The sequence below is a fragment of the Mycolicibacterium gilvum genome, assembly GCF_900454025.1.
Taxonomy (GTDB): domain Bacteria; phylum Actinomycetota; class Actinomycetes; order Mycobacteriales; family Mycobacteriaceae; genus Mycobacterium; species Mycobacterium gilvum.
Genome location: NZ_UGQM01000005.1, coordinates 37,903 through 63,690, shown reverse-complemented (window position 1 = coordinate 63,690; position 25,788 = coordinate 37,903). Strand labels below are relative to the sequence as shown.

20 protein-coding genes are annotated in these 25,788 nt (G+C 67.5%); all 20 read right to left on the bottom strand.

All coding sequences use genetic code 11. From position 1 onward, the window contains the following. Nucleotides 1-194 precede the first annotated feature (194 nt). The 20 genes from DYE23_RS29625 to DYE23_RS31810 all read right to left on the bottom strand — a co-directional run bounded on the left by DYE23_RS29625 (nt 195) and on the right by DYE23_RS31810 (nt 25,776). Entirely contained in the window at nt 195-932 is a 738-nt protein-coding gene (locus DYE23_RS29625; RefSeq protein ID WP_235660676.1) for a hypothetical protein, read from the bottom strand. Between the two features lie 119 nt (nt 933-1,051). Further along, nucleotides 1,052-2,758, bottom strand: coding sequence for a type VII secretion protein EccE (gene eccE / locus DYE23_RS29620; protein ID WP_115329242.1), 1,707 nt, complete (start codon nt 2,756-2,758; stop codon nt 1,052-1,054). Next, on the bottom strand, nt 2,755-4,437 hold the full coding sequence (locus tag DYE23_RS29615) for a S8 family serine peptidase (protein ID WP_115329241.1): 1,683 nt from the start codon (nt 4,435-4,437) through the stop codon (nt 2,755-2,757). Before DYE23_RS29615 ends, eccE begins: the two co-directional genes overlap by 4 nt. Next, nucleotides 4,437-5,894: a type VII secretion integral membrane protein EccD gene (gene eccD / locus DYE23_RS29610; RefSeq protein ID WP_172527969.1), complete on the bottom strand. Its 1,458-nt coding sequence runs from the start codon at nt 5,892-5,894 to the stop codon at nt 4,437-4,439. The genes DYE23_RS29615 and eccD overlap by 1 nt, the downstream gene beginning before the upstream one ends. A 56-nt stretch (nt 5,895-5,950) precedes the next feature. Further along, on the bottom strand, nt 5,951-7,558 hold the full coding sequence (locus DYE23_RS29605) for a MinD/ParA family ATP-binding protein (RefSeq protein WP_115329239.1): 1,608 nt from the start codon (nt 7,556-7,558) through the stop codon (nt 5,951-5,953). Nucleotides 7,559-7,624: 66 nt separating this feature from the next. Further along, nucleotides 7,625-9,142 (bottom strand): type VII secretion protein EccB, encoded by a 1,518-nt coding sequence (gene eccB / locus DYE23_RS29600; RefSeq protein WP_083741723.1) that lies wholly within the window; start codon nt 9,140-9,142, stop codon nt 7,625-7,627. Nucleotides 9,143-9,219: 77 nt separating this feature from the next. Next, the gene (locus tag DYE23_RS29595; RefSeq protein ID WP_115329238.1) at nt 9,220-10,086 is read right to left on the bottom strand and encodes an ESX secretion-associated protein EspG; all 867 of its coding nucleotides are present in this window, start codon (nt 10,084-10,086) and stop codon (nt 9,220-9,222) included. A 102-nt stretch (nt 10,087-10,188) separates the two neighbouring features. Next, nucleotides 10,189-10,476, bottom strand: coding sequence for a WXG100 family type VII secretion target (locus DYE23_RS29590; RefSeq protein ID WP_235660675.1), 288 nt, complete (start codon nt 10,474-10,476; stop codon nt 10,189-10,191). Between the two features lie 49 nt (nt 10,477-10,525). Then, nucleotides 10,526-10,846: a hypothetical protein gene (locus DYE23_RS29585; RefSeq protein ID WP_011767965.1), complete on the bottom strand. Its 321-nt coding sequence runs from the start codon at nt 10,844-10,846 to the stop codon at nt 10,526-10,528. An 81-nt stretch (nt 10,847-10,927) separates the two neighbouring features. Then, the gene (locus DYE23_RS29580; RefSeq protein WP_115329237.1) at nt 10,928-12,169 is read right to left on the bottom strand and encodes a PPE domain-containing protein; all 1,242 of its coding nucleotides are present in this window, start codon (nt 12,167-12,169) and stop codon (nt 10,928-10,930) included. A gap of 15 nt (nt 12,170-12,184) precedes the next feature. Beyond that, nucleotides 12,185-12,493 (bottom strand): PE domain-containing protein, encoded by a 309-nt coding sequence (locus DYE23_RS29575; protein WP_011767963.1) that lies wholly within the window; start codon nt 12,491-12,493, stop codon nt 12,185-12,187. 204 nt (nt 12,494-12,697) lie between these two features. Continuing rightward, complete coding sequence (gene eccCa / locus DYE23_RS29570; protein WP_115329236.1) at nt 12,698-16,855, bottom strand: type VII secretion protein EccCa; 4,158 nt, start codon at nt 16,853-16,855, stop codon at nt 12,698-12,700. Between the two features lie 116 nt (nt 16,856-16,971). Continuing rightward, entirely contained in the window at nt 16,972-17,487 is a 516-nt protein-coding gene (locus tag DYE23_RS29565; RefSeq protein WP_011767961.1) for a hypothetical protein, read from the bottom strand. A 14-nt stretch (nt 17,488-17,501) separates the two neighbouring features. Beyond that, entirely contained in the window at nt 17,502-20,030 is a 2,529-nt protein-coding gene (locus tag DYE23_RS29560; protein WP_115329251.1) for an EspK C-terminal domain-containing protein, read from the bottom strand. A gap of 21 nt (nt 20,031-20,051) precedes the next feature. Next, nucleotides 20,052-20,528, bottom strand: coding sequence for a hypothetical protein (locus tag DYE23_RS29555; RefSeq protein WP_235660673.1), 477 nt, complete (start codon nt 20,526-20,528; stop codon nt 20,052-20,054). Nucleotides 20,529-21,189: 661 nt separating this feature from the next. After that, nucleotides 21,190-21,522 (bottom strand): hypothetical protein, encoded by a 333-nt coding sequence (locus DYE23_RS29550; RefSeq protein ID WP_115329234.1) that lies wholly within the window; start codon nt 21,520-21,522, stop codon nt 21,190-21,192. Next, nucleotides 21,522-23,186 (bottom strand): PPE domain-containing protein, encoded by a 1,665-nt coding sequence (locus DYE23_RS29545; protein ID WP_115329233.1) that lies wholly within the window; start codon nt 23,184-23,186, stop codon nt 21,522-21,524. The genes DYE23_RS29550 and DYE23_RS29545 overlap by 1 nt, the downstream gene beginning before the upstream one ends. A 4-nt stretch (nt 23,187-23,190) precedes the next feature. Beyond that, nucleotides 23,191-23,499, bottom strand: coding sequence for a DUF2694 family protein (locus DYE23_RS29540; RefSeq protein WP_115329232.1), 309 nt, complete (start codon nt 23,497-23,499; stop codon nt 23,191-23,193). After that, entirely contained in the window at nt 23,486-23,794 is a 309-nt protein-coding gene (locus DYE23_RS29535) for a type VII secretion target (RefSeq protein WP_115329231.1), read from the bottom strand. Before DYE23_RS29535 ends, DYE23_RS29540 begins: the two co-directional genes overlap by 14 nt. A gap of 62 nt (nt 23,795-23,856) precedes the next feature. Beyond that, on the bottom strand, nt 23,857-25,776 hold the full coding sequence (locus tag DYE23_RS31810) for a DUF4226 domain-containing protein (protein WP_115329230.1): 1,920 nt from the start codon (nt 25,774-25,776) through the stop codon (nt 23,857-23,859). Between the last annotated feature and the right edge of the window lie 12 nt (nt 25,777-25,788).

Here is a 25,788-nt window from a genome sequence, read left to right as displayed (position 1 = left end):
ACAGGTTGTGGAAGACCGCACGCGGCGGCGACATCAGCGATCGTGAACTGAGCGTGCCCGCTATTGATCGGCGCCGCCACTTTGCGGCGGCGAAACGACTCCAAACACAGCGGCGCGGCGAGCTGCTCATCGGGCATGGATATAAGGCTACGGCCGACCGAGGTGCCCGACAGGCACAAAATGCCGAACGCACATCAGATCGTCATGAGTCGAGACGACAGCGCGGGCGCCACATCGGCAGCGGTGAACAGCCGTACGGGTCCGGTGATCGCACCGTCAGGTGGTCGGACATAGCCAAGGCCCAGAGGGGACATCGGCAGCTGCCACGCCTGGGGTCCACCGAGGGCATCCATGGACGTTTGTGCTGTCGCGGTCCTCAGCGCAATCACGACGTCGCTGGTTGCCGCAACGGGCCGCCCCAACCGGGCGCCAACCGCGAACTTCGAGGTCTGCTCAGTGCTCGACATGAGGAGCCGGACACGCTTGTCGCGGCCTTCGTCGGCGATGCGCTGCAGCGTACCCGCCACTTGTGGGTGCGACCCCAGCAGCTCGTCGACGGCATCGACGACGACGAGCAGCTCGGGCTGGGACTGGCCTGTGCGCTCATTCAGCGCGGCCTCGACCTGGGCGCACCAGGTGTCCCAGTTCGCCGGAGGGTCGGCTGCGCGCCGGTAGCCCGCGCAGTGGGCGACAACGTGAGGAGGAGGGCCGGTAGTGGCGTTTGCGCTGGTGATGCCGTTCTGTGTGTCGGCGATCGCGAGCTGCACGCGGGTCGGCGGATACAAGGTGCACACGCTCAGCGCAAGCGACTGCAGCGCTGTGGTTTTCCCAGCGATGCCCACGCAGAGCGCGACGTTGGCGTGATCGCCGAGCTCAATCGACACCACCGAGTCGGGCGCGTCCACTGGCGCACCGACCGGGATCGCCAGCACGTCATCGTGGGCGCGGCGTCGCCACCCCGGGCGCGGGTCGAACGTGTCGAGGTCAGTGACGCCCAGGGCGTCCAGGAGACGCCTACCCGGCCAGGCCGGAGAATGTGTCTGCGCAGCGCTCATAGGCCAAGCCAGGCCTGTTCCTGGTTGAAGGCCACGATGGCGACCTCGACGGTGTCGCGGGCGGTGCTGATCCGCACCGATTCCCGCGAGATCTGCTGAAAGTGGATGTCGGGTTGCTGCCCGCCAGGCTGGGCACGCCCGAGGGTGATCACGGTGGCCGACAATCCGGTGGGCGGCGCAATGAGGGGCCGGTCGTTGACGATGATCGAGGGCACGAACTCTGCGGGCCGGCGGCGGTCGACCACGGCGATATTGGGTTGGGCCAACCTCGCCCACCGGTTGGGTTGGCTGGAATAGATGGCGATCCGCTCCCCCACCGCGGCGGCGCGGATGAGCAGCTGGCGCACGTAATACTCGCTGGTGTCCATGACGATGCGGGTGGCCTGCTGCGGATCGGTCAGCGACAACATGACCAGATCGTCGCGCTGCACCGGCGGGTCTGCGCGGCGGTCATCGCGCAGTGCAGCTCCCACCAGAATGCCCGTCGAGCCGATCGGGATCTCCAACGCGCTGGGCTCCCCCAGCGGGCGCGCGGGGATGTCGAGGTGGCCCGGACGCGCCGTCGGGGCCGGCCGCAGTGCGGCGGAAAACTGGTCACCGGGCAACGTGTTGAGATACAGCGTCGGTGGCTGCTGAGGGGGCTGCGGATCGTTGGTGCGCACCGTGGCCGCGATCATCACCGGGCCATCGCCGTCAGGGGCCTCCACGTAGCGGCGTTTGAACAAGCTCAGCGTCAACACCACCTCGTCGCTGCGCAGCGCCCACATCTGATGCAGTGACGCGGTGGTGATGTCCTCGGGTGAGAAGTAGTACGTCGTGAGAAACCCGGGGTGGCCCTTGATGGTGCGCCAGCCAACCTCGTTGCTGACCTTGCTGCGCCGCTGCGCTGGGCTGGTGGAGCGAAAGGGCACCGGGTCGGCTGGGCTGTCGGTGCCCTCGATGACCGGGGGCGCCGGAGCCGGCTGCAGCCGTGCGCCCAACCGGTCGAGCGCGGTGTCGAGCTCGGCGGCGGTCAGGGCGGTGGCGCGGATGTCGCGCTCTAACAGGGCATTGATGATTCGCTCGGTGGCGGCGGCGGCTGCAGCCCCGACCGATTGCCGATACTGCAAGCCGGGCACCGAGTTTCGGATGTCGAGGCGCACCACGAACTGCATGGTGCGCTGCCCGGCCGCGGGCCGGTCGGCCAGCAGAGTGCTGTACAGCGGGGGGTATTCGTTGCCGCGGCGCACGCGGTGTCCGGCGGGCACGACGTCAATGGCCGCCAGCTGAATCCCGCCGGGCTGGTCGAGCAGCTCGGTCAGCACCTCCAGCGGCAGCAGGTTGCGGGTCAGCGACACTGTGGAGCCGCGCAGGAACGTCAGCGAGTAGGGCTTTCCGGTCACCTCGATCATCGTGAGGGCTTCGTAGGCCTCGACGCGCACACCGCACACGATGTTGCCGTGGGGCACATCCACGGCCGCAGCCGCCGCCGGGTATTTCCCGCGCCGGGAACGACGCCAGCGCCGCACGGCCGCCAGCCAGCCCGGCACGTTGCGGCGGTGCACAGTGGGTACCAGCAGCAGCAGCGCCACGGCGGTGATCACCGCGGCCGGCCACCATCCAAACCGCGCCGGCGGCAGACCGATGAATGCCACCAGGGCAACGACTTCGAGCGCGACTACCACCGGTGTTCCGGCGCGCACGCCCACGGTGCGGGCCTTCATCGCAGCCTCCGTCGCATGCCGACGACCGCCACGGCGACCGCGGCGACGAGCAGGACCGCGGCGCCGGCGAGCAGGGCGCTGTTGCGCGGGCGATGATCCGGTCCCGGCGGGGGCGGAGGTACATACAGGTCGGTGCTGAGCCGCTCGACTGGTTTCGGATCGCCCAGCGGCACATCGAAGGTCAGCGCCGCTACCGGATCGACCACGCCGTAGCCGACCTGGTTGTCGACCCCGCGGGCCGGATTGTGGGCGGTCTCGGTGATGCGCCGCATGACTTGGGCCGCGGTGAGATCGGGGAATTTGGCCCGCACCAGCGCGACCACGCCGCTGACGTAGGCGGCCGAGAAGCTGGTCCCCCAGAAACCGGCACCCAAGCCGGGTTCATCGGGTCGGGCGTTGACCGCGGCGCCGTTGGTGTTCGACAGGCCCATGATCCGCCAGCCAGGGGCGGCCACCGACACCCACGGGCCGTTGATCGAATCCGGCAGCGGCAGCCCCTCGGGGGTCACCGCGCCGACGGTGAGCACGTAGTCGGAGAACCACGCCGGAGTCACGATCGTGCGCACCCCAGCCCAGTCCCGGGGATCGTTGGGGTCCAGCGCATTGAAGGCGGGGTTCTGTCCGCAGTCCTGTCCCTGGTCACCGCCGCCCTGATTGCCGGCGGCGGCCACGATCACGATGTCCTTGTCCACCGCGGCGTAGCGCACCGCCGCGCCCAGAGCGTCCTGGTTGACCGGGGCGGCGGCGTTGATGCACGACGCCAACGACACGTTGATCACCTGAACGCCGGGCAGGTCTGCGGCATGGCGAATCGCCTTGGCCAGGGTCGCAATGTCGCCGGCCTTGCGTTGACCCTCGATGTCGCCGGGGGCTGGTCGTGCCGGGGTGAACGCCGTCGAGGACTGCCGAATCGAAATCAGCGAGACATCGGGGGCCACGCCGACCACGCCGTCCGGTCCCGCCGGCGGCGGCCCCGGTACCAACGGCTGCGCGGCGCCGGTGTCTCCCGGGCCCTGCGCGGGCGGAGGTCCCGCCGGGGGCGGTCCACCGGGCGGCGGTCCCCCCGGCGGCGGCTCAGCAGGAGGTGGCGGCGGCTCGGGCGGCGGCGCGGGCGCGGTCACTGTCGCGGTCGCGGTGATCGTCGGCGGCGGGGGAAACGCTGGCGGCGCGGGATTGGCCGGCACGCCCGGGGGTGGAGGGGGCGCCCCTGCTCCCGCAGGACGCGGCGTGGGGCGGTCGGCCGGGTTAGCCGGCGCGGCGCCGATGATCGAGGCGACAATGGTGCCGTGGCTTTCGCAATCGGTCAGCCCGCCGTCGGGTAGTCCCTGCACGAAGTCGCCGCCGGGAAACAGCCGCGGGAACCGTGGGTTGGGGGTGACGCCGGTGTCGATGATGGCCACCGTCACTCCAGCGCCCGTCGAGTACTGCCAGGCCTGTTCGATGTTGAGCATGGTGTTGCCCGGGTCGGGTTGCGCCACGTTGGGATCGCCCACCACCACCGGGGTCACGCACGCTTTGGTTTGGCGCATCTCCTGGGGCGGGCCCGGAGTCTCGTCCGGCGGCAGTGCGCCCGGGTCGATCACCGGCGGGGCCACCGCCAGCGCCGCCGGGGGCGCCAACACGTTGGCGCTGAGCAGTCCGAATGCGGCCAGGCCGGCCGCCACACTTTTGCCCCGCATCAGTGCAACCTGATGTATTGCAGCAGCCCGATCGCCCACGCGGCGAACGGCACGATCAGGGCATAGCCGAGGTACTCCAGCCATTCCACGACTTGGCGGATGGGTTCAGAGAAGCTGCGGGAGGGAATGACCGCCCCGGCCAGCAGCCCGGCCACGGCCACGGCCAACACCACGGCCGCCGACACCGCCACCGAGACGGTCGCCGAGGCCGGAGCGCTGAGGCCGTAGTGCAGCGGGATCGCCATCAGCGACAGTGCCGACCCGCTGACGATGGTCACCGCATGACGGCGGTGCCGCAATCCGCGGGCCCGCAGAATCAGGCACAGCGCCGTCACCACGACGACGACGAGCGAGGGCCACTGCGAGCCCGACCCCGGGGCGATCGCCCACCAGGAGGCTGCCAGCTGCACCACGGCGATCCCGAGCAGGGTGCCGGTGAGCACCCGGTTGGACCGGCGGGCCACCTCGGCGACCTGCTCACCGCGCAGCGTCACGTCATGGGCGGCCGACTCCACAGGTGTCAGCGTGTCCTCGGGCTGACCTGGCGCGCGGGTGAACATGTCGCGCCCGGTGATGGACTCGAAGCTTTGGCGCGGAACTTTGGACATCCACAGCCCGATCGCGGTCGCCGCCCGAGAAGCGATGAGCACCGCCATCAACATGACAATGGCGATGCGTTGAGCGGGAACGTCGAAGAACATGCGGGTCAGACCGGCGGCGATGACGGCCGTGGTCACGGTGACGATCGCCGCCGCCGCGGTCCAGTGGCGGCCCGTCATCCGCGCCAACAGCAGCACCCCGACGGTGGCCACCACGGCGGCCAGGAAAGCATGCGGGGCCCCGGGCTGGTTGCCATACGGCGCGCTCGCGCCAGCCAGGACGAGGCCGACCAACGCCGCCCAGGCGGCGCCGTCGACGATGACGCGGCTGGCCCCAGCGCGCGCCGACAGCATCGCGGTGGCCAACAGGATGCCCGCGGTGACGGCGAAGATCGCGGGGCTCAGCCAGAACGGCTGGGCCGCCCACCGCAGTCGCCACACCAGCAGGGCCGCCCCAATCAGTGCCGCCGCGGTGAGCGCCCCGGCGACCACCACCGCGTCGTGGGTCGACACCGGAGGAAAGTGGGCATGGGCCCAGCGGGCCAGCGCAGTCGAGACATTCTCGATCAGTGGCGTGTACCGGCGGGCTGTCTTCTCGGGCACGAACGCCAACAGGTCACCGTCGGCGACACCCTGCGCCGACAACGACACCTCCTCCGAGAGCCGTGTCATCCCCACCGCGCGGGCGAATTCATATGTCCCTACAGGGAGTTCGTCTTCACCCTTGCTGCGCAGCAGCCGATTGACCGCCCCGAGAGTCGAGTCGGTCAACGCCGAGAGCGGGACTGCGGCCGGTAACACCAGGTCAATCTGGTGAGCGTCGCCGACCAACAGCGACACCCTGCACGACGAGGGCACCAGCGGCCCACCGGGGGCTGACGATCCTGACGTGGGAGTCGACGGGCTCACCGTGGTCACCGGCGCCCCCGCAGACTGTCGCTGGTTGTGGGAAAGTGCTCGGCGATCGCCGCGGCGATCTCGATGAACCGTCGACGCGTCACCTTGTCGATTTCGTTCTGCACGTCAATCACACCGCCGGGCCGCAGATGTCGATCGAACGGCACTTCCACCACGCGCTGGCCGCGCTGGCTGAACTGCTCATGAAGCACCTCGCGGGTGCGCTTGTCGGCGTGCCCGTCACCGTCGTTGAGCACGACCACCGTGCGATGCAGCAGCCCGGTATGGCCGGTGTTGGCGAGCAGCTCCATGGTCTGTGCCGCCGCGGAGGCCCCGTCCACCCACATCGAGGACACCACGATCAGTGCGTCAAGATCGCGCAGGACCTCCCGGGTCACCGGGGAATCCATCGTGGAGCCACAGTCGATGATCGACAGCGTGAAGTGGTTGTCCAGCCGGCCGGTCGCCTCACGGTAGATGTTCGGCTCGAGTATTCGGCGGCGGGCGGTGGCAGATTCGCCGGCCAGCACGAACAGGCCGGCGGTGTTGTTACCCACGCGGGAACGCACGTCGGCGAAGGTGCGCAAGTCCTGATCGGCGGCGAGCTCCCAATAGGAACCCTTGGCGTTGGGGTCCACGCGCAGGCCCAGCTTGCCGAACGCGGTATCGGCGTCGATGGCCACTACCCGGTCATCCTGGCGGAGCTCGGCGAAGATCGACCCCACCCCGGCGGCAATCGTGGTCTTGCCGACGCCGCCTTTGCCGAGCACCCCGATCTTGTAGCGGCCCCGCAGTAGGGAGCGGATCTTGGCCTCCAGCTCCGCCAAATGCCGTTCATCGGGTGACTGCCCGAAGTTCAGCAGCCCGAAGGTGCTCTTGTACAGCACTTTCCGCCACCCCTTGCCGGGGGGAATCTTGCGGGTCGGCACGAGTTCAGTAGGCCGAATCGAGTCGACGTAGGAGTAGTTCGCCGGCCCCGTGGCTGCCGGGGCGGGCTCGCCCCACTGGCGCGGGTCACCGGCAGGAGGCGCAGAACGCTCGCCGGGCCAGCCTTGGGCGGGCGACGGGGGACGCTGCGGGCCGGATTGCTGCGGAAACGGTGGGGCCTGATGCCGTGGAGGCTCGCCACCCCACTGAGAGGAGGTGGGCGGCACCGCCTGCTGGCCCGCACCGGTGTCGCCGAAACTGCCGCCGCGGGAGGGGCTTTCGCGTAGCGGCGGGGGCGGGAAGTCGCGGCGGTCGAAAAACGTTGTGGTCTCAACATCCGACGGGCGGTACGGCGCGCCCGGGTCAGGATCTTGCGGGGCCGCCGCGGGTTGCTCCGTGGTCGACTCCACAACCTCCGACTCGCTGGGTTGTGCGTGCTGACCCCACGGCGGAGCTGCGTCGGATCGCGATGCTGGACTGGGCACATCCGGGGTGCGGCCCGGCCACGGCGGGGGTGGGGGCGGCACTGAGGATTGGGCGTGAGCGCCCGCGGATTCCCCACCGCTCGCCGGTAGTGGGGGCCAGCCCGGCACCGCCGGCGGTGCCGGCGGCTCTGCGGCGTGCGCACCGGTGTCGCGGGTGTCGCCCTCGCTCGAAGGGTAGCCCGTCTGCTCAGGGGGGAGATCGCGGTCAGTCACAATCTGATCCTATCAGCGTGTATGTCGTATATCGGCACTAGTTTTTCAACCCTCGATTTTTAACAACTAGCTTCCCGGCGACCTGGTGGGGAGCGCTTCGGCGCCCCCGACGGGAGCGAGCGAGTCGTGCTGGACCAGTGCGTCGGCGCGGGTGAGTGCTGGCCCTGGCGCAAATGCCCGGATCAGCGGCCACGGTGCCTGCTGCGACCGATCCGGGGACACCCCGAGGGCCGTGAACGCGTCGTCGGACAACTCGATGCCGTAGCGGACCCCTTGATCTGAAATCCACCACATCGCTTCGCGCGAGGACGCCGCTGGGGCCGCACTGGTCGTCATGACCAAGTTCGTGGCACCGGGGCCGATGTACACCTGGTCAGCCTCCACCGATTCGGGATCGCGCACGCCCTTCGGGAGTTTGACCAGGCGGTTATCGGCGGAGCCGAGCGGGATCGGCAACCCTTGCCCCGACAAGATCGTGACTTCGGCAGCGCGGTCTGTAGCGCCCTTCGACCACGCCAGGCAGGTGGTGGCGTTGACGGCAGTGTCCACCAGGCGCAGCCGAGTGGCCGGGTAGAACGACACCGGCAGCTTATCCACCACCGGTATCGGAGCGAGTTTGTCGGGGGCCACCTGAATCGGGGCCACATCACCGAACGAGTTCGCCGATCGCAGGAGTGAGGCGACGAACGGCGAAACCCGTTGCACACCATCACGTAACAGCACGTACAGCGATTCGGCAGCGTTGGGCTGGCCGAGGTCGCGCACGGTCAGCACTGACCCGATCACCGCGCCGTCGGCGACATTCCATCGTGACGGTTCCCCGGCCCCCGGGATGGCCGGGCTCACCAGCGGGTCGGTCGCCGGAAGGGCGTCAAAAAGCGGTCGGGACAACGGAATCGGTTCCGGCGCAGTCGAATCGACGCCCAAGGCTAAAGCGACCGCCTTATTGCTGAGGTCAATCTCGGAGCGGTGTCCCTCCCAGATCACATAGGTCCGATCGCCGTAGCGGCCCAAGATGGCATCGGGCATCTGCAGCGGCGCTGAGCGCTGGCCTAGCGTCAGCTGGCCGGCGATCGCCGTGACCACAGGTTCCGAGGCGGCCGAGGTCGTCGACGTCGGTGTCGGTGCGGTGTCGCACACGGTCCAGTCCGAGGACGACGCCGTACGGATGGGCATCGCCGCGGGAGCGCCCACGATGCCCACCAGCGGCCCTTGCGGGTATTTCTCCAGCTCTGCGGCCTTGACGAACGTCGGATTATTCGGCTGGCCGGCGATCAGCCGGGCGCTCATCAGGTTCAGCGCCGGGTGTAGTCGACCGTCGACCATCACGTAGACCGCGCCGGTGTCGCGGTCGGCCAAAATGGCCGACTGGCCGACCTGGCCGGCCGGCTTGAACCACGACAGCACGAACATCAGCGCCATGGCCAGCAGTGTGAACATGACCCCGAGGATGAGGGCAGCGCTGCGGCGCTGTTCGGGGTCGTATTCGAGCCGAACGCCGTGATGGCTCAGTGCCGCGGCGTTGCGGCGGTTCCAGAAATAGTGGGCCGTCACCTGCAGCCGCGACGTCAAATTCAGCGCCATATTGCCCACCCTACTAGGGACAATGACCCTAAATCGGCACCAATTTCATGCCCCCCGACATATGTACGCATGGCGTTTTACGCGGCCGCCCGTGGCGCGGAAAGCAGCCCGTAGAGGTCCTCGCGCACGGCGTCGGTGGTGGCCGACCACAAGCTCAGCCACTGCTTACCGTCTGCCGACGTGCTCGTGGTGATGCTCACGCGGCCAAACTCGGTGTCGGCCACCGTGACCACCCGGGGATGGACATGCTGGGCGATGTCGTGGTCAATCACCATGGCGACGGCCATGGCCGAGTCGTCCAAGCGTGTCGCCGCAGCCAGGACCTCGGCCTGCTGGGGTTGCAGTCCCAGCCGGCTCATCGCGGCGATCGTGGCGTCTCGCCCTTGCGGGACAGCGGCTTCCAGCGTCGATTGCATCAGGTCGGCGGGGATGTTGACGCCGTCGATATCAGCGGGTGCGGCCACACCCAGCGCCGGCATCAAGGTTTGGCACATCAAGTCCGCCTGAACTGCGGGGTCATCGGTCTCCCCCACCGCGTCAACGACCATCTCGTTGCCGTCGCGGGCAGCCATCGCCAGCCACCGGCGGTACCGGCACACCACGACCACCCGCTCCTCCACCGTCGGGAGCTCACCGTTGTGGACGGCCTGCCCTGACGGTCGCCGTATGGTCAGGACGGCCTGACGATCAGGGCGGCCCAGCACGGTCATCCAGTCGCGCACCGGGTCGTCGACCGCGCCACTGGGGGAAATAGCGCCGGCCTGCACCAGGCTCAGATACTCGGCGGTTTCAGCGATCGGGACCGGCCCTGCTGTGGTCTCAACAATCAGTTCGTGATGCACTGACGGAATAAATGGCTTGAGCCGCAACGCTGTTGGCATGGATTCCACACCCAGCAGCGCCTGCAGTACCCATACGCCCCCGACGGTTGTCGTCAGCGCCATGTCCTATCCCTTCTATCTATTCTTTCGAGCAGCAAAAAGGGGGGCCAACTTCAGTTGGCCCCCCTTTCGGCATTGTCGCTACAGCACCCCTGGTGGGCCGTCCTAGACCATGAACGTCTGGGCAGAGGCCCCGTCCTGGGACACGAAGTCCACACCAGCCTGGTCGGCGGCCTGGCCGTGGCGGTGGATGACTTCCTTGCCCTCGTTGGTGGCGTCGATGATCATCTGCTGCGCCTGGGCGTAGGTGACCGACGCCTGATCGGTGGTGAAGTACTCGGCGATGCCGCCGAGCAGGTTCTGCGCCTCGGAGGCGATGTTGTCCAGCTCGCCGCTGAACGTTCCCAGGGCGGCGTTGTAATCGACGATCGCGCCGGGATTGACCTTGATCATTCCGTCCATTGTGGTGGAATCCTTTCGACTGTCTGTGGTGGTGGAAGGGTCAGGTGAAGCGCAGGCCGCCGGCGACCGACTGGATCTGCTGGGCGCTCTGGGTGTCGATGTTGGTGAAGTCCGGTGCGCTGTTACGCAGCGCCGCGATCAGCGACTCCCACCGCATGTTCATCTCACGCTGTGCCTGCGAGATCTCTTCTGCCGTAGCCACGTTGGCGACACCGGCCTGGCCGTCGAGGCCGCCGGAGGCCTGCAGTTCGGTCGAATGCTGCTGGTAGCGGCTGAGCACGTCGAGGGCCCGCATCTTGAGATCGTCGAGCTGGTCGGCGGTGGACTGAATCTGCGCCGCACCAACAACTTGCTGTGCCATGGAAACTCCTGTTCTGGAAGGTGTTTGGTTCTAGACAAAGTCTATGGGCGTCTACACACCCCGCCGTGCGCTAATTTTTTGTTACCTGTCCCCCCTGTCAGCAGCCGATCGGGCAAGCGTGACCTGCATCGTGCGTCCCTGCCGCTGCTCGGTCGCTGCCCCGCCGTCGCGCCCCATCGCCGAGGCCGGAGCGCCGTACAGACCACCAGTGCCTGCACCCCCTGACGGGCTCGGTCCGGTGGCAACCGGTTCGATGGCACCTCCGAATCCGCCGGGCAGTTTGGGGGCATTCGGGGTGCTGAAACTCCCCACCGGGCGGGTGTAGGAACTGGTGGGAACGACCCCGCTGCCGCCGGCACCGATGCCGCCGCCACCACCGCCGCCGCCGCTGAGCGCACTGGCCAACCCCGGCGTCGCCACCGGTGTACCGGTCAGCGGAGCCGCTGACGCGGCCCCCGGGGCGCCACCGAGACCGCCCATGCTCGACGACAGCGGGCCGAGCATGCCCATGGGCATCTGCATGAACTGGCTGAGCATCTGCGGGGCCTGGCCCAGCATCTGCGGAGCCTGGCCCATCATGCCGGTGACCGACGAGAGCTGCCCCATCATCCCCATCGGCCCGCCCATCGCCGACATTGCATCGGCGGGTGCCGAGACCGCTTCAGCGGCCGGCACGGCCGCGGTGCTGGCCTGCTGCATGCTTTGTGAGCTGGCCTGCAATGCGCCCTGCACACCGGCTTGTGCCCCGGCGTTGCCCAGGGCGGCCAATGCTGCGGCCGGATTGGGTGCCATCGGTGCGAACGGCGGCGGCGTCGCCAGCACGCCCAGCGCCGCGGTGACCACACCTTGATAACTCGACATGATCGTGGCGTTCTGAATCCACTGCCGCTCATACTCGGCGACCAGGGCCGCGATCGCCGGACTGTTCTGCCCGATGAAATTCGTGGCGACCAGCGCCTCAGTGTCGACGAGGTTCTGATCCGACACCGGTCCAGGCACCATGGTGGTTTTGGCCAGGTGATAGGCATCCACGATGGCCGTCGCCTGCACGACAGCTTCCTCAAACCAGGCCACCGCCATGCCCAAGATTCCCGCGAACGCTTGAGCGGTCATCGTCATCGCCGCACCACCGGCGCCCTGCCAGCCGACCGCGGCCGTGCTGGTCGTACTGGTGGTCATGGTGGCAATCTCGGCGGTCAGCATCGCCGCGGTCGCCTGATGAGCCGCTGCGGCTGCCGCCGCGGTCGCCGCCTCATCGCCGGTGACCAACTGGTAGTAGTTCACCTGCGGCGGATTGAGCGCCGAATCCCCGAAGCCTGGCATTGCCCGAAAGCGGTTCTAGATCGCCAGAGCGCTCTGCTGCAGCACATCCATGGCTGCGTAGCTGGTGCCGTTGACCCCGACGTTGCCGGCGAACATGGCCCGCGTCATCGTCAGCTGCGTCAGCGCGGCGACCGCTGCCGCGCCGCGCGCGTTGAGCGCCGCCGCCACCGCCATCGACGCTGGATCGCTACCCGGGGGCAGCACCGTCGTCATCACCGGGGCAGCCCCGGACGTCCCGGCGGCCATGGTCGCCGCGCCCGCGCTCTCGGCAGCCGACAGCATTCCGACAAGCGCCGGCTCGACACCAATGATTGGAACGGACATTTGTTTGCCTCTCCCTTCGTGGGGGTGATCTGAACTCAGTTTAAGCCCAGTGTTAGGGGGCTACCTGCGCTAAATTCCGCACGGCACGCATCACCACCGATGACCTCGATGAATGGCCGTTGAGAAAGCTCAAAATCTCTGATTCCGGTGCTTGGGCCACTAATTCCGTAGCCCAATCGCCCGCTTGAGTCATTGGTGATCGCATTAGCTCTGGCCCATCGGGGAGGAATGCCGAGGAGGTGTCGAGCGCACCGGTTCGGGTGTCCAGGCCACCAGCACACCATCGGTGGTGCCGCCAGGATGCACGTAGATGCCCTTACCTTGACGCTGAGGTTCGGCGTAGACACCGCTGATGATCGGGCCGTGTTCTCGGCGGCCGTCCAGAATGATCGTCGGTTGCAGGGCGCCGGCCAGTCGGCCGAGCATGCTGTTGCCCGACGCCTGAAAACTCCACAGCTTGATATCGGCCGCCGCGATGATGTGCATGCCCAGCTGGTCGGCCGTTTCCACGTAGTCGGCCAACTCCATCAGCGGATTCTGCGCCGAGTTCCACGACGTGACGTCATCGGCGAACACGAAGATCTTGCGGCCGGTCCAGAACTGGCGTTTCAGCATCTCCGAGGGACTGGTGCCCGGCGGCGGGGTGCGCTTGTCGAACAGCTCCTTCAACTCCCCCGCAGCCTTCTTGATGTCGTTGAGGGTGTAGGCGTAGCGCGACAGCCACGTCTCCTCCGGCACCACGCCCATGTGGCGGCGGCGCGGATCAATCAACACAATGGTGGCCTCATCGGGACTGTAGTGGGCCATGACGCTGTGCATCATCGTGCGCAGGAACGCCGAGCGTCCCGATTGCGCGCGGCCCACGACCACCGCGTGGGGGTTCTCGGCGAAGTCGACGTAGGCCGGGCCCAGATCGGACTCCGACAGACCGAACGGAACCAGGTCGCGCTGCGCGCCGCCGTTGACCCGCGCCAACACATCAGAAAGCGGCACCATCTCCGGCAGGCGCTTCACCTCGGCGAATTTCTCCACTCCGGCCACCCGGCGCACCACTGCGCCGACACCGCGAGCGTCGATGTGGCCCGACGGATCATTAGCCAGCACCGGCTCGCCGATCATGATGTGGAACCCGGCGGCGCTAAGGCCGTGTCCTGGCTTATTCGGAACCTCCTTGCCCCGGTTGACCGTGGGGTCGCGCCGGCCCAGCTCGGATTCCCGCTCATCGGTCATCCGCAACTCGATGCGCTCCGTGGACAGGTTCTTGACCTGGGTGTTGATCTTCGACAGATAGCTGGTGTGGGTGACGATCGTGCGCACCCCGTAGTTGCCCGCGCGCATCAGCGACATCACCTGGTCAACCCATTTCTGGTTGGCGTCGTTGAAGTTGCCCCAGCCGTCGATGACCAGCACCACATCACCGCCGGAGACGCCGATATCGGTCGGGTTCGGGCCGAACTTCGCCTCCCGCACCTGCTCCATATCCAGGCCGCGGGTGGCGAAAAGCCGTTCACGCTCCTCGACGATGCCGCGCACGGTGGCCAACAAGCGGGTGACGCCCTCGGTGTCGTGCAAAGCCGCCACCGCCGCCACATGCGGAAGATCATTCAGCGCTGCCAATTGCGGGCCGCTGGCAGCAATGCAGTAGAACTGCACCCGCTCCGGCCGGTACATCAACGCACCCGCGGTGATCATGGTCATGACCGCGTTGGTATGGCCCATACGGGGGGCGCCGACGATGAGCGCGCTACTCTCCAGCATGTTCAGGTAGCAGACATCCTGGCGGTGCTGACGTGGGCGATCCTCCAGCGCCACCGGCAACACCAGGCCCGGGTTCTGGCCGTAGTCGACATCCCACGGCTTGCCGCGCAGTCGAGCCACCAGATCATCGGCGGCCGGCGGAGCGCCCAGTGGGGGCAGCCACAGCTGGCGTGGCGGGGCGGCCCCCGTGGCCTGCAGGGAACCAATCACCGCGTCGATGATCTTCACGCTGGCGGCCTCCGGGACCGGCGCCGGGGCAGCGTCGCGTTCCACCGGCTCGGCCAGCAGGCCATCGATGTCGGCGGCCTCTTCGGCCGTGAAAGCACGAGGCTCGAACCAGGTGCCGGCCTCCAGTGGACGGCTGTCGTCGGGCCCGGTCTGCGGAACGAAATCAGCCGAGGAGTAGAAGAATCGGAACTGGCGTGGCTGGCGCTGCGCCACCCGCAGGAACGCAGTTCCCTCCGCGCCTTTCTCGTCGATCTTGGCGGCGATCCCCACACCGAGGGCCTCGCGGGAATCTTCCTCGGTGCCGGTACGGCCGGCGATGGTGAACCCGAGCAGCTTGCGGATGTCGCGCAGCTTCTGGGTGTCGACGGTCTGGCCGACCAGCTGCAAAAACATGTGATAGGCGCGGCCCTGGCGCATGATCCGCCAGAACAAGCTGCGGAACTTATCGCCCCAGTCACGGTCGCTGAGCAGCTCCTGATACTCGTCGGCGATGACCCACAGCACCGGCACCGGCGGCAGCGAGGGATCAGTGAGCCGCCGCTGGTTGTAGACCGTCAGATCCACCACGTCCGGGCCGGCGGCGTTGCACAGCGCGCCGCGACGATCAAGCTCGCCTTCCAGCGCCTCATACATGCGGCCGACAAGGTGGCGCTCATCGCCGAGGTTGCTGACACTGGCCACCACATGCGGGAACTGTTCGAGCACGCCGGCTGCTGATTTCAGCTTGAAATCGAAGAACACCACATTGGCGACCTCCGGCGAATGGGTCAACGCCATCGAGGCGACCTCGGTGATGATGCCCTCGGACTTGCCCGCGCCGGTCGTGCCGATGAACAGCGAATGCATGCCCATGCCCTGCTGGCTGCCCTCTTTGAGATCCAGGTCGACGACCTGGCCGCTCTCATCAAGACCGACCGGGAAGCGCATCCACTCCGGGCCCTGGCTGCGGCGCGGGGACCACAGGCGGTCCACGTCGAGGTTGCGGGGGTCGCGCACCCCCACCGCGTCGAGCAGCGTGCGCTGCTGGTGGCCGGAATCGGTGACCGTGGTGACCCCGCCGGAGGCGCGGAAGCGGGCCATCGCCCGAGCGAACCGCTCCGCCGCGGTGATCGACAGCTGGTCGGCCTTGGCGTAGAAGGCGTCGTCGAGCTCGTCGGAGGACGGGTGCTGCACACCGCTAAACGGTGTGAGGTCCTCGGCGGGCAGTCGCTTGCGCAGCGCACCGCCCACGAGGCGGTACGTGGTCTCCGGGGAAAACCCGATCCAACTCTTCGTCCCGAACGCATCATGCGGCGAGGGCGGCGGCACCGACGGCGCCAGGCGCACAAAGCAGGTGCCGGCATACCCGGCGCTGCCAGTCAGGCCGGCCCAGTCCTCGGGGGTTCCGCAGTTGTCGTCGATGATCACCCGGAACGGCAGAACGGTGTTCCCCGCGCCGTGCAATCCGCTGGCCGGGGGTGTCCACTCGCTACGCGGAAGCTCCGCCTCGTCGAAAAACTCCTCCAGCTGAGCCGGGGAGGAAAACAGCAGCCGGCGCTCACCGCAGCCGTCGCGCTTGCTGTGATGCTGCATATGTGGCAGCCACTTCGTCCAGTCCCACACCGACGGGGCGTCGCTGACCACCAGAATCTGGAGGTCGGCGGGGCTGTGGAATGCCGCCAGCTGGCACACCATCGCCCGCAGCAGAGCGCGTGCCTCGTCCATATCCCCGATGAACGAGACGCCCGCGAAGCGTTGCAGCCAAATCACCTTGGCCATGTCGTCGATGTATTCCTGCTCCAGCAGAAACTTGCGCAGGGCGTGACCGGTGGCCGGTTCGATCTGTGATGCCTCGGGAATCTTCGGCTTCTCGATCGTCATGGCGAGCTTGACCTTGCCGACCCCGACCCGGACCTCGCCGAATTCATCCGAACTCGGTGAGCGTTCCCACATGCGTTCGGTTCCGACCGCGGCCACGAGTTTGGCTGGGTCCCAATGGAAATGCTCGCGATGGTCGAACTGGGCGCGGCGCTGCACCTCGATCTCATCGCGCACATCGTCCTGGCGGGCGAAGTAGTTGGCCCGGTACTGCCGCAGCTCACCCCAGGACATCTTCTGCGCGGCTCCGCGGCCGCGGAACAGCATGCCCGCCATGCCGATCAGCATCATGATCCCGAAAATGCCGAAACCCGATGCGAAGCTTCGCATTCCGGACATGTACATCGCGACGATAAACCCGATCACACCGACAATCAGAACGATCGGCAGCACAATCCCCCACACGCTGCGTGGCGGCGGGATCGGCGCCGGAATCGGCGGATCAATCGCGATCTTGCCGCCCGCCGTCGCCGGCGGGCGTGCAATCGGGCCGGGCCGCCTGAACTGTTGAGTGGTCACGTATCCGACCCTAACCCCGTCCAGGGGGCTATATCGGCGCCAATTTCAGAGCGCCCGATAATCAGACAACCCACGATGCTGCGACCCCCTTCACGCAACAAGCGGTGACCGAACTGTCAGGGGCCCACCGGGGCAAGCCCGCCGAAACCACCCCCGGCCGCGCCGCCCGGATCAATTGGCTCGACGTCATCGACCCTGACCATCAGCCCGTTGTGGTCATATTCCCAATGCCAACTATCCGCGCCGGTATTGCTGACCGGGCGGATGCTCGGTGCGCCCCCGCCGCCGCTGGCCCCCGGCGGCGGCATCGGCTGCATAGTCTGAGCGACCGACCTGATGTCGGCGGCGCTCTCAGTGTCCTGCCCCCGAAGCTCGGTCGTGGCGGTCTCGGCCTTCTGAACCCCTTCGATGGGCTCCGGCGCCAGCGTCGCCGAGCAGTGCGCGACATTCTCGGCCACCGCGACGGCCACGGCGTTGGCGGCGACATCGATCGGCGAAATACCCCCCGCAGGCATCGGAACCGGGCCAGGCTGGGCCGACCGGCTCACCTCCCCAGCGATCGACTGGGCAGTGCCCGTGACCGCCGCGGGCAACACCTCGATCGGCTTCGCGCCCCCAGATACTGCAGGCATCTACACAACTCCCCTCATGCGGCCATCGTGGGCCATAGTTCAGCTTCCTTCGCGATATGCCTTGCCGTGTAGGCGATCTCGACATAATCCGGTGTCGTGCTGCGCCACCACGACAGCAGCTCCGCGGCGCGGGCCACGTTGTGGAAACACCGCGCATAGGCAGACGGGCCCACGTCGCCAGCCACCCGACCTGGCCGCTGGCCCGCGCTGTCGAGGATCGCTGCGCGCATCGCCACGTCAAGATCGGCCCACAACTCTTCGATCACCGGCTCACCATTCTCGATCGCCATAGCGACCTGGCGAATGGCCGGAGGAACCTGGAAGCCCAGCAGCTCAGAGGCGCGAGAGAGGACCGTGCGCACTGCGGCAACCGTCAACGCCCATAGCTGGGAACGATCAACCACCCCGCCGGTGGTCAGGCGCGCGTACTCGGGGCGGTCAATGGTCTCCAGCCGATGAATACGAGTTTCATCCAGCGCCGGCGGTGCTGAGTCGGCCTTGATCGGTGACGTGGTCAACGCGCAATTCTCGATATGCCGTACACCGGTATCCCGCGCCACAGCGGCGTTGCCGCCATAGTCCGTCGACACCGCCAGCGCCCACAACTCGACGTTCGGGTTGCTCGCCATGCACATCTGCCCGTACGCGGTCATCGTCTGGGCTGGGTTGACCCAGCCGAACCAGCGGGCGTGAAAATCCTTGTCCAAACCAGGATCTGAAAAAACTAGCCGCGCGGAGCTGGGCAGAAACACCCCCGGCGGGATGAACCCGCTGCCCTCACTGCTCAACACCCATGCCTGCGGCCCTGACGGCGTCTTGAACATCCCGACGCACCAGTCGATGCACCCATAAACCCGCGAGGCGTGCATCAGCTCGTAGACCAGCTCCGAGGCCTTATCGAGCAACGGGTCAGGCGCCCCAGACTGCGCCCCTGCGATCGCGCCCGCCGCTGTGGCGCCGACACCCGAGGCGACCACACCCGGCGGAAGCGCTGTCCCCTGGCCCGGGCTGGCAGGTGGAGCTGGCGGCGGCGCGGGCGGCGGTGCGCCCGCCGCAGCTGGCGCGACCTGCCTGGGCTGCAAATCAGAGTTGAACGGAGGCAGCGGGCCAGCCGGAGCGGCCGCTGGCGGCATCATCGGCGCACCCATCGACCCCATGTGGCCGGCCGGAACACTCGCCGCCGACCCTGGCGACGCGACGTGCGCAGGCCCGCCAGCCGCCGACACCGGCGCGGGACCGGCCGAGACCGGCGTACTCGACGCACCCGTAGTCGAACTCAGGGGCTGCGCCGGAGGAGGAGCAACAGGCGGCGGCAACACCGAGCCCGTACCTAAGCCCGCATTGAACCCGCGGGAAAAGTCAGACGAGGTAGCCGCCCCCGGTGCGCCACCACCACCCGCAGCTGCAGACGGAAGACCGCCCGCCGCCGGCGACACAGAAGACGGCAGCGACGACGACAGCCCCGCATTGGAAGACAACGAACTAGGCGACAGACCACCGGTCCCCGCCGACGACAACCCGCTCGCAGACGGCGGCTTGAACCCACTCCCCACCGAGCCCAGCGACGAAGCGTCACCGCTGCCTCCAGACGACACAGGCGTCATCGGCGGAGTCATCGCCGGAGTGTTCGACTCCCATCGAGGCAAATTGTTAGCTTCAGCTGGAGTACCCTTCAGCGCGTCGGTGGTGTCCGCGTTTCCGCCTGGGGTTTCTCCAGGCTCACCCGAACCCGTACCCGTTTCGCCGGGAGTCTTTCCCGGTTCTGAGGCACCGGGCGTTTCGCTGCCGGAATCAGTTGCGCCATCACTAGGTAGGTCGTCGCGAGGGTGGCCTGATTCGTTCCACTTGGGTAGGTCGCTGGTCGGACGTGACGGTGGTGGTGAACCATGCGGGTTGTCGAGTGCCTGGATGTTGTCTCCGTTGCCGCCGGTTTGGGTGGTGTGGTCGGCAGGGGTGATCTGGCCGCCACCGGGCATTTGGCTTGAGGGGGTGCCGCCGATGTTGGCGGCTTGCTCTGCGATAGACGCGGCGGTGTCAGTCCCTACAGCCAGCGCTTCCCCTTGCGCTGCGGTGATGACGGCTTCTATTGCTGCGTAGATGGCGGCCGTCGCCGCACCCGCGCCTAACGGCGAGGCCGCCAACGCTTGAAGTTGTTGCTTGAGCCGTTCGATCTCCTCATGGGCTTTGCGGTCGATCTCTTCGAGCCGGCCGCGGGCATGCCAGATCAGCTCAGCCGTTTCCTTGACCGCCTTGGCCATGTCGCCGTAGAGGTCCGAGTGATTGATCACCGTCTGTGCCGTGCGATACGAGCGCTCACACATCGCGTCGATCATCTGGCCTGAATTGGATCCGCCGAGGTCGTCGGCTGCGCGGCGGATCGCCGCTGCCGACGTGCTCAGGTCAGCACTTTTCTTGCTCAGCGCGCTCGCGGTGTCCGACCACGACTCCGGTGACGTCGCTGGCCAGGAGCCGCCGAGAATGCGCATTGAGTATGGCCGGGTCGGCATCCCTTGGCCAGCGGCAACCGCCGCTGAAGCCGGCATCAGCGAGTCCCCCCCATCCAACTACCAGCCGGCGCCGAGGTCGTCGCAAATTGTTTGGGGCCCGCCGTAGGCGATCATGCTGTCAATCCAAGCTGCCTTGTCGTAGTCCTCCGAAGGGCCGGGCGCGATGTTATTCACGAAAAGCCATAAGTCATCGACATAACGGTTCATTGTTCGTTCCAGTCGCGGCTGGACGCCGGGGTGCTCCGCGAGCACAGCTTCGGCTCGACCGACCCAATTTTCTGTGTCGTCAATAAACTTTGGTAGCCCAGCGTCCCTCGCCGTCGAGCCGGGTTCCCCCAGGCGAAACCAATCGTTGGAGACTTTGTTCTGTTCAACCATCAAGGGAGCGATTGCGGTGCAGAGTGCGCGGTCGGCCTGTTCAGTGGACGCCGGGTTGGATGATGCGGCGGGGTTGCCGGCCGAAGGTGCGGCAGTGTTGGAGCTGCTGGAGCGGGTCGTTAGGGCTACTACCAGCGCGGATGCCGCCAGAACCACGGCGAGGATGATGCCCGCGGCGGCGAGTGCCGTCCGCAGGCGTCCCGGGCGTGGGGGCCGCTGCAACTCCGGCGGAGGCGCCGGCGGGCCGTAGCCGGATGGGCCGGGGCCAGGAGGCGGCCCATAGGGGCCACCGTTCGGCGGCTGCACATATGCTTGGGTTTTCCCGCCCGCTGTCATACCTCCAGGGTAAACGGCCCCGGTGGGGTCTGGCACCGCCAAATTAGGCCCGATCCGCTCGGCACCTCCCCGTCAACACATGTTCGCGGCCTTTCACAGGTTGGCTGCCTACAGCTACCCCGGATCTGTAGCGGGCCCGCGCGGCACCTCAACGAGCCGCAGCGATGGCGCAGCATCGCGCCGCCGAATTTTGTGCACGGAGGGGCGTGGGCGCTGCGGTAGCGTTCGTGGTGGTCCGATCGCGCCCCCCGAGGTCGGAACCGGAAGGGCCCGACTCCTCCCACCTTTGGTCGGGCCCTTCCACTTAAAACTTTCGAACGGCATTTCTTGCCAACGCTTCTCGCGATCACAGTCAGTCTGTTTGCCCGGGCCGTGCCCCGTGCGTTAGTCAATCGGCGCGGGGTTTTGGGCCATAGGCTCGCCAAGGCCGATCTGAAAACATCGGTTCTGGCTCAGCGCTTTTCGGAGCTAGACCGGCGGATCAGATGTCGGTAATGCTGTAGTGGTCCCAGAACTCTTTGCGGGACAGCATCATTGCCTCGTTAGCAGCGGCGAACAGATCGTTGAGCTTCTTTTCCAACGCCAAGTTGGTCAGCGATGTGCGGGCAGCCTCGTGGATGAACAGTTCGAGGAGCCGGCCGTCGTCACCCAGGGTGAACCGCACATAGCCATCGGGGTCTTCGACCTCGGTGCGCAACGCCCCGAGCTGGGCGATCATCTTGTCGAGACGCTCCAGGGTCGCGGCCTGTTCCGCTTCGGAAAACTTGACCTTTTCCTCGTCGCCGAGGTCGTCGAACCCCCCGCCGCCCAACACTAGGCGCCGTCCTTCGGTGCGACGGTCGTGATACGGCGGATCAGCGGAGCGCTACTGCGCTGAGGTGCGTCGTCGTTGGGCGGAGGGTCATCATCCTTGCGATCCGGTGCGGTTGACGACACTGCGATCCTGTCAGCAGTCACCTTGCCGGTCACCGATTCTGTGTGCGGAAGATCCTTGCCCACAACCTGTTTGGGCTTTGCATTGCGTTCGTCGGCCCCGCCGCCCTGGCCCGCACCCCCTGGCATGCCGGCCATCGGCATGCCTCCCATCGGCATCATGCCGCCGCCCGGGCCCATCGTGGGGCTCACCGGTGGAGGCAGCGATCCACCGGTGGGCAAGGTTGGCGGGGTGGGGTTGGGGCCCGTGGAGGGCATCACCGGCGGCGTCGACGGTGCCCCGCCGGAGGCCGGCGACGTCATCCCGCCGCCACCGCCGCCGAAGCCGCTCATGTCATCGAGCGGCGCATCATCTAGGCCCAGGTCCTCGGTGCCGATGTCGTCGAGCTCGGGTTGCATCAACCCCGACAGCCCTTGAGTAGCCGCACCCATCGCCTGCGTTCCGGCCTGAATCAGCGATTCGGGCGCCTTCATCACCGATGACATCGCGCCGCCCAACAGTCCCCCGGCCGCCCCGAGAACCGTGGGGATCATGCTGGGAAGCATCGAGGCCAGCTGACCGGCCATATCCTGTGACCCGGGCTCTCCCGGCGTCGCTTCGCCCGGCAGACCCGTTCCTTCCCCCGCTGCCGCCGCGGCAGCCGCCTCGTCGGCGGGAACGTCGGGGATACCGTCACCGTCCAGATCAACCTCACCGGCGGTGGTGGCCTCTGTGGTGGCGTAGTAGCCGCCGAAGCCTTGCGCGGTTTGGGCCTCCATCTGAGCTTTCTGCTCCACCGCGTTGGCCAGCGGCACCGCGTACATGCCGCCGGTCTGCGCGTTAGCCTGCGCCAACGTCTGCAGCTGGTGGTTCATCGCTTGAAACGCGTCCGGACTCGGAATGTCGCTGCGGGCCTGAGCGACCTCTTGAGCATGGCGATTGGCCTGCTCGGCGACCGTCTCGGCGCGCTGGCCGGAGGTTTCCAACGCATTGGCGTATTTGATCAGGTGCCCGCGCACCACGTCGGTGGCCACCGGGCTATCCCAATTGTCGGGGAGACTATCGGCGACCGACCGTACCGCGGCTGAGGCGTCGCGGGCCGAGCCGGCGACCTGGCGCCATCCAGAGATGAACGCTTCACCGCTGGCGGGGTCACCGGAGTGCACCGCATTGGAGATGATCTCGGCGGGCGCCGCAGGTGGCGCGGCCAGCACTGGACGCGCGTCGGGAGGGACCGGCGGCGACGGGGGCGCCCAACCCGACACGGCGGCGCCCTCACTGGCGGTGTTGAGGCTGGAGATTTTGGTCGCATTGGCCGCGTCTTTGGCGGTGAAACCCGCCGCGACGTTGGCCAGCTGCTCGGCGGTGGCGGCTAGCCCTGCCGCCTGTTCGACCAGGACGCTGGCCAAGGTGCTGCCCGCAGTGGTCAGCCTGCCCGCAGCGCCGACCGACGCCGGATCAGCGGCCAGTGGAGGATGCTCGGGGTTGGCTGTTGTCAGCTCCGACAGCGCGGCGGTGATCCGTTGTGCTGCCGAGACCAGTCCACTCGGGTCAACAGAAACCATCGGTCTAGAGATTCCTCAGTCGGTCACGGGCGGCGGCCAGGTCCCTTTGGGTGGGGAAATCTGCGTAGCAGACGGGATCGAGCTTGGCGTCCTCCATCTGCTCGCGCAGTGCCACCTGCCCCTGAAGATACGCCACGTCGGCACAGGCCACGATTCGCTGAGATAACTCATACATGGTGTCGAGCATGGCTTTGGGTTCGAGCTGAACGCCCAGGATGTGCCCCTTGACGGCATTTCTGACCAGGACCGCATCGTCGGGGGTCCTGGCTAGGAACGCCTGCTCGCTCAGCGGCAGGTTGTCATTGCTGGTCAACTCGGAGGTTTTCTGCGTTGATTTCGTCGCGGGTGACGAAGTTGGCCGCTTCGCGGCGCAACCCGATCGCGGCGCTGCGGTGGGTGTGTTCGTGGTGGAGCAGCGCGGCGTCGCGGTTGATCATCAAGTCCGACACCGCCGACTTGAACTGGTGCATGATCGGGCCGAAGGTGTTGACCGCGGCCAGGATCTCGGCGCTGGCCTCACGGGCGGGCGCGATCTGGTCGGCGACATCGTCGTGCTGGTTGGCGACGGTGCGCATCACCTGAGGGTCGATATGAATCGGGTCGGTCATCTCATAGCTCCTTCGATCTAGATATTGTCGCGATTTTTTGCCGCCGCGTCATACGTCAGCCGCTATCCGATGGGGGTGGGCACCGGTGCGCTGGCCAGCGGCGCGGGGTTAGCCGGGTCGGTGGCCGGGGAGGCCGGTGGGATGGGCACTGGCGTGGGAGCCGGGGTGGGTGCTGGTGCGCCGACTGCGCTGGGATCGAGCCAGCCCAGGAAGCCCGGGCTGGAGGCAATCATCGACGCCGGCACAACCTGGCCATCTTGGAGCGCCTTCACCGAGCTCAGCGCGACCGCGTAATGGTCGTTGAACACCGCGAGCATGCCGGCTGACAGGCGCGACGGATCGACCGGAGCGGTCACCGGAGTGCCCGGCGGGGGCAGCTCGAGGTGCTGTTCGCGATAGGCCTCCTCGAGTGGCTTGCCGTCGAGGTGGGCCTTGACGGCCTGGGCCAGCTCTGGGGTGCGTGCATTGGCGGTCGAGCCGTCCGGCAGCGTGATTGCCGTCGGCGGCGGAGGGGGCGGGCCCGGTGCAGCCGGTGGGGCGCCCTCCCCGGGCGTGCCCGCGGGCACCGGCTCCGGCGGGGTGCCCGATTGCGGCGTCGTGGACGGGGTTTCCCCGGGCACGGGCTCGGGTGCGTGGTCGTGCTCGTCCTTGTCCTCGTCGAGCTCGTCGTCTTGGTCCTTCTCCTTGTCCGACTCGGCGCTGGGGTCGGGTTCCTCACGGCGGGCTTGCTCGCCCAGCTGGGAAGCCAGACCGGCCAGTGGCGCAGCGGCTCCGGTGAGAGCATCGAGAGGGCTGCCGCCACCTAATCCGCCTCCCGGAGGGAAAGCCCCCATCGCGGCCGGCAACGCGGAGGCCAGCCCCGCCAGCGGGTCAGCGCCCATTGGCCCGCCCATCCCCAAATCCGACAACATCGGATCGGGCATCGGCTCCATCGGCCCCAGCCCCGCATCCGTGAGCGCGGGATCGGCAAGAGCGGGATCGCTGACCGGGGGCGCAGGAGCCGGAGTCGCAGGTCCCGGTTGGGCGTTGGGGTCAGTGGGAGTCTCGCTCCCGGTGTCCGGGGAGGCGCCGTCCATGTCGTAGAGGGCGGCCAGCGCCGACGCCGCCTTGGCCTGATCCTCGGCAGTCAAAGTCCCCGACTGCAGTACCTCGCCGATCGCGGCGACCTGACTGCGCAGGAACTTCAAGAACGCCTGCTCGCCCGCCGGAGTGTCCAGAGACATCGCCGGGTTGTTGACCGCCTCGACGATCTTCTGCTGGATGTCGTTGAGCTTCTGCTGGCCCTCAGCGGTCGTGGTCCGGGCGCTCAGCATCGCCTCGGTCAACTTGCCCTCAGCCTCGCTGAGTTGGCTGTAGCGGTCCTTCATCTCGTCGTGCAGCTTGCGTACCGCGTCAGCGGTGCGCCCCGACTGCTGCTCATCGGTCGCCACGCCGGGCTGGCTGCCCGGAGGCGGTGTGGCGGGCCGCCGCTCAGATCCCACGACGTCTCCGTTGGCGTTGTAGTAGGTGCGCTTGCCTGTTGCTGGATCGTCCACGTAGGAGGAGGCCAGCGGGGCGACCTGCTGGCCTTGAGCGTTGACCGGCACATACTGGCCGGCCTCGTTGCGCCGGAACTCCGGGAAGAACGGCTGACCGGCCTTGCCGTCGCCACCGAGGAGCGACACCGAGCCATCGCTGTTCATCACGTAAGTGTTGCCGTTGTCGCGATAGGCCAACGAGCCATCGGTCGGTACCCGCGTGCCGTCGCTGAAGACGAGATAGCGGTCGGCGCTCGGGTCAGAGGTGTTGAACCGCATACCAGGATCGCCATAGGCGGCTTGGGCCTTGTCCAACACCGTGTTCCAGTACGGGTCCGAGGGGCTGATGTTGGGGGCAAACGCTCCCCCGTCGGCACGCCAACCCGGATCCCAGCCCATACCGACCCCTGCGACCGGCTTGGCATGCCAGGACACCAGCTCATCGAACTTGCGAGCGTCGGTCATCGTAACCTCTTC

Excerpts from the sequence above, each read along its gene's own strand:
- DYE23_RS29580 (WP_115329237.1), bottom strand. The coding sequence starts at position 12,169 with ATGCCAGGCTTCGGGGATTCGGCGCTCAATCCGCCGCAGGTGAACTAC.
- DYE23_RS29595 (WP_115329238.1), bottom strand. The coding sequence starts at position 10,086 with ATGGCGCTGACGACAACCGTCGGGGGCGTATGGGTACTGCAGGCGCTG.
- DYE23_RS29590 (WP_235660675.1), bottom strand. The coding sequence starts at position 10,476 with ATGATCAAGGTCAATCCCGGCGCGATCGTCGATTACAACGCCGCCCTG.
- DYE23_RS29535 (WP_115329231.1), bottom strand. The coding sequence starts at position 23,794 with ATGACCGACCCGATTCATATCGACCCTCAGGTGATGCGCACCGTCGCC.
- DYE23_RS29545 (WP_115329233.1), bottom strand. The coding sequence starts at position 23,186 with ATGGTTTCTGTTGACCCGAGTGGACTGGTCTCGGCAGCACAACGGATC.
- DYE23_RS29575 (WP_011767963.1), bottom strand. The coding sequence starts at position 12,493 with ATGTCCGTTCCAATCATTGGTGTCGAGCCGGCGCTTGTCGGAATGCTG.
- eccE (WP_115329242.1), bottom strand. The coding sequence starts at position 2,758 with ATGAAGGCCCGCACCGTGGGCGTGCGCGCCGGAACACCGGTGGTAGTC.
- DYE23_RS29585 (WP_011767965.1), bottom strand. The coding sequence starts at position 10,846 with ATGGCACAGCAAGTTGTTGGTGCGGCGCAGATTCAGTCCACCGCCGAC.
- DYE23_RS31810 (WP_115329230.1), bottom strand. The coding sequence starts at position 25,776 with ATGACCGACGCTCGCAAGTTCGATGAGCTGGTGTCCTGGCATGCCAAG.
- DYE23_RS29615 (WP_115329241.1), bottom strand. The coding sequence starts at position 4,437 with ATGCGGGGCAAAAGTGTGGCGGCCGGCCTGGCCGCATTCGGACTGCTC.
- eccB (WP_083741723.1), bottom strand. The coding sequence starts at position 9,142 with ATGGCGCTGAATTTGACGTCGCGGCTGCAGGTGACGGCCCACTATTTC.
- DYE23_RS29565 (WP_011767961.1), bottom strand. The coding sequence starts at position 17,487 with ATGCCTGCAGTATCTGGGGGCGCGAAGCCGATCGAGGTGTTGCCCGCG.
- DYE23_RS29560 (WP_115329251.1), bottom strand. The coding sequence starts at position 20,030 with ATGCCGGCTTCAGCGGCGGTTGCCGCTGGCCAAGGGATGCCGACCCGG.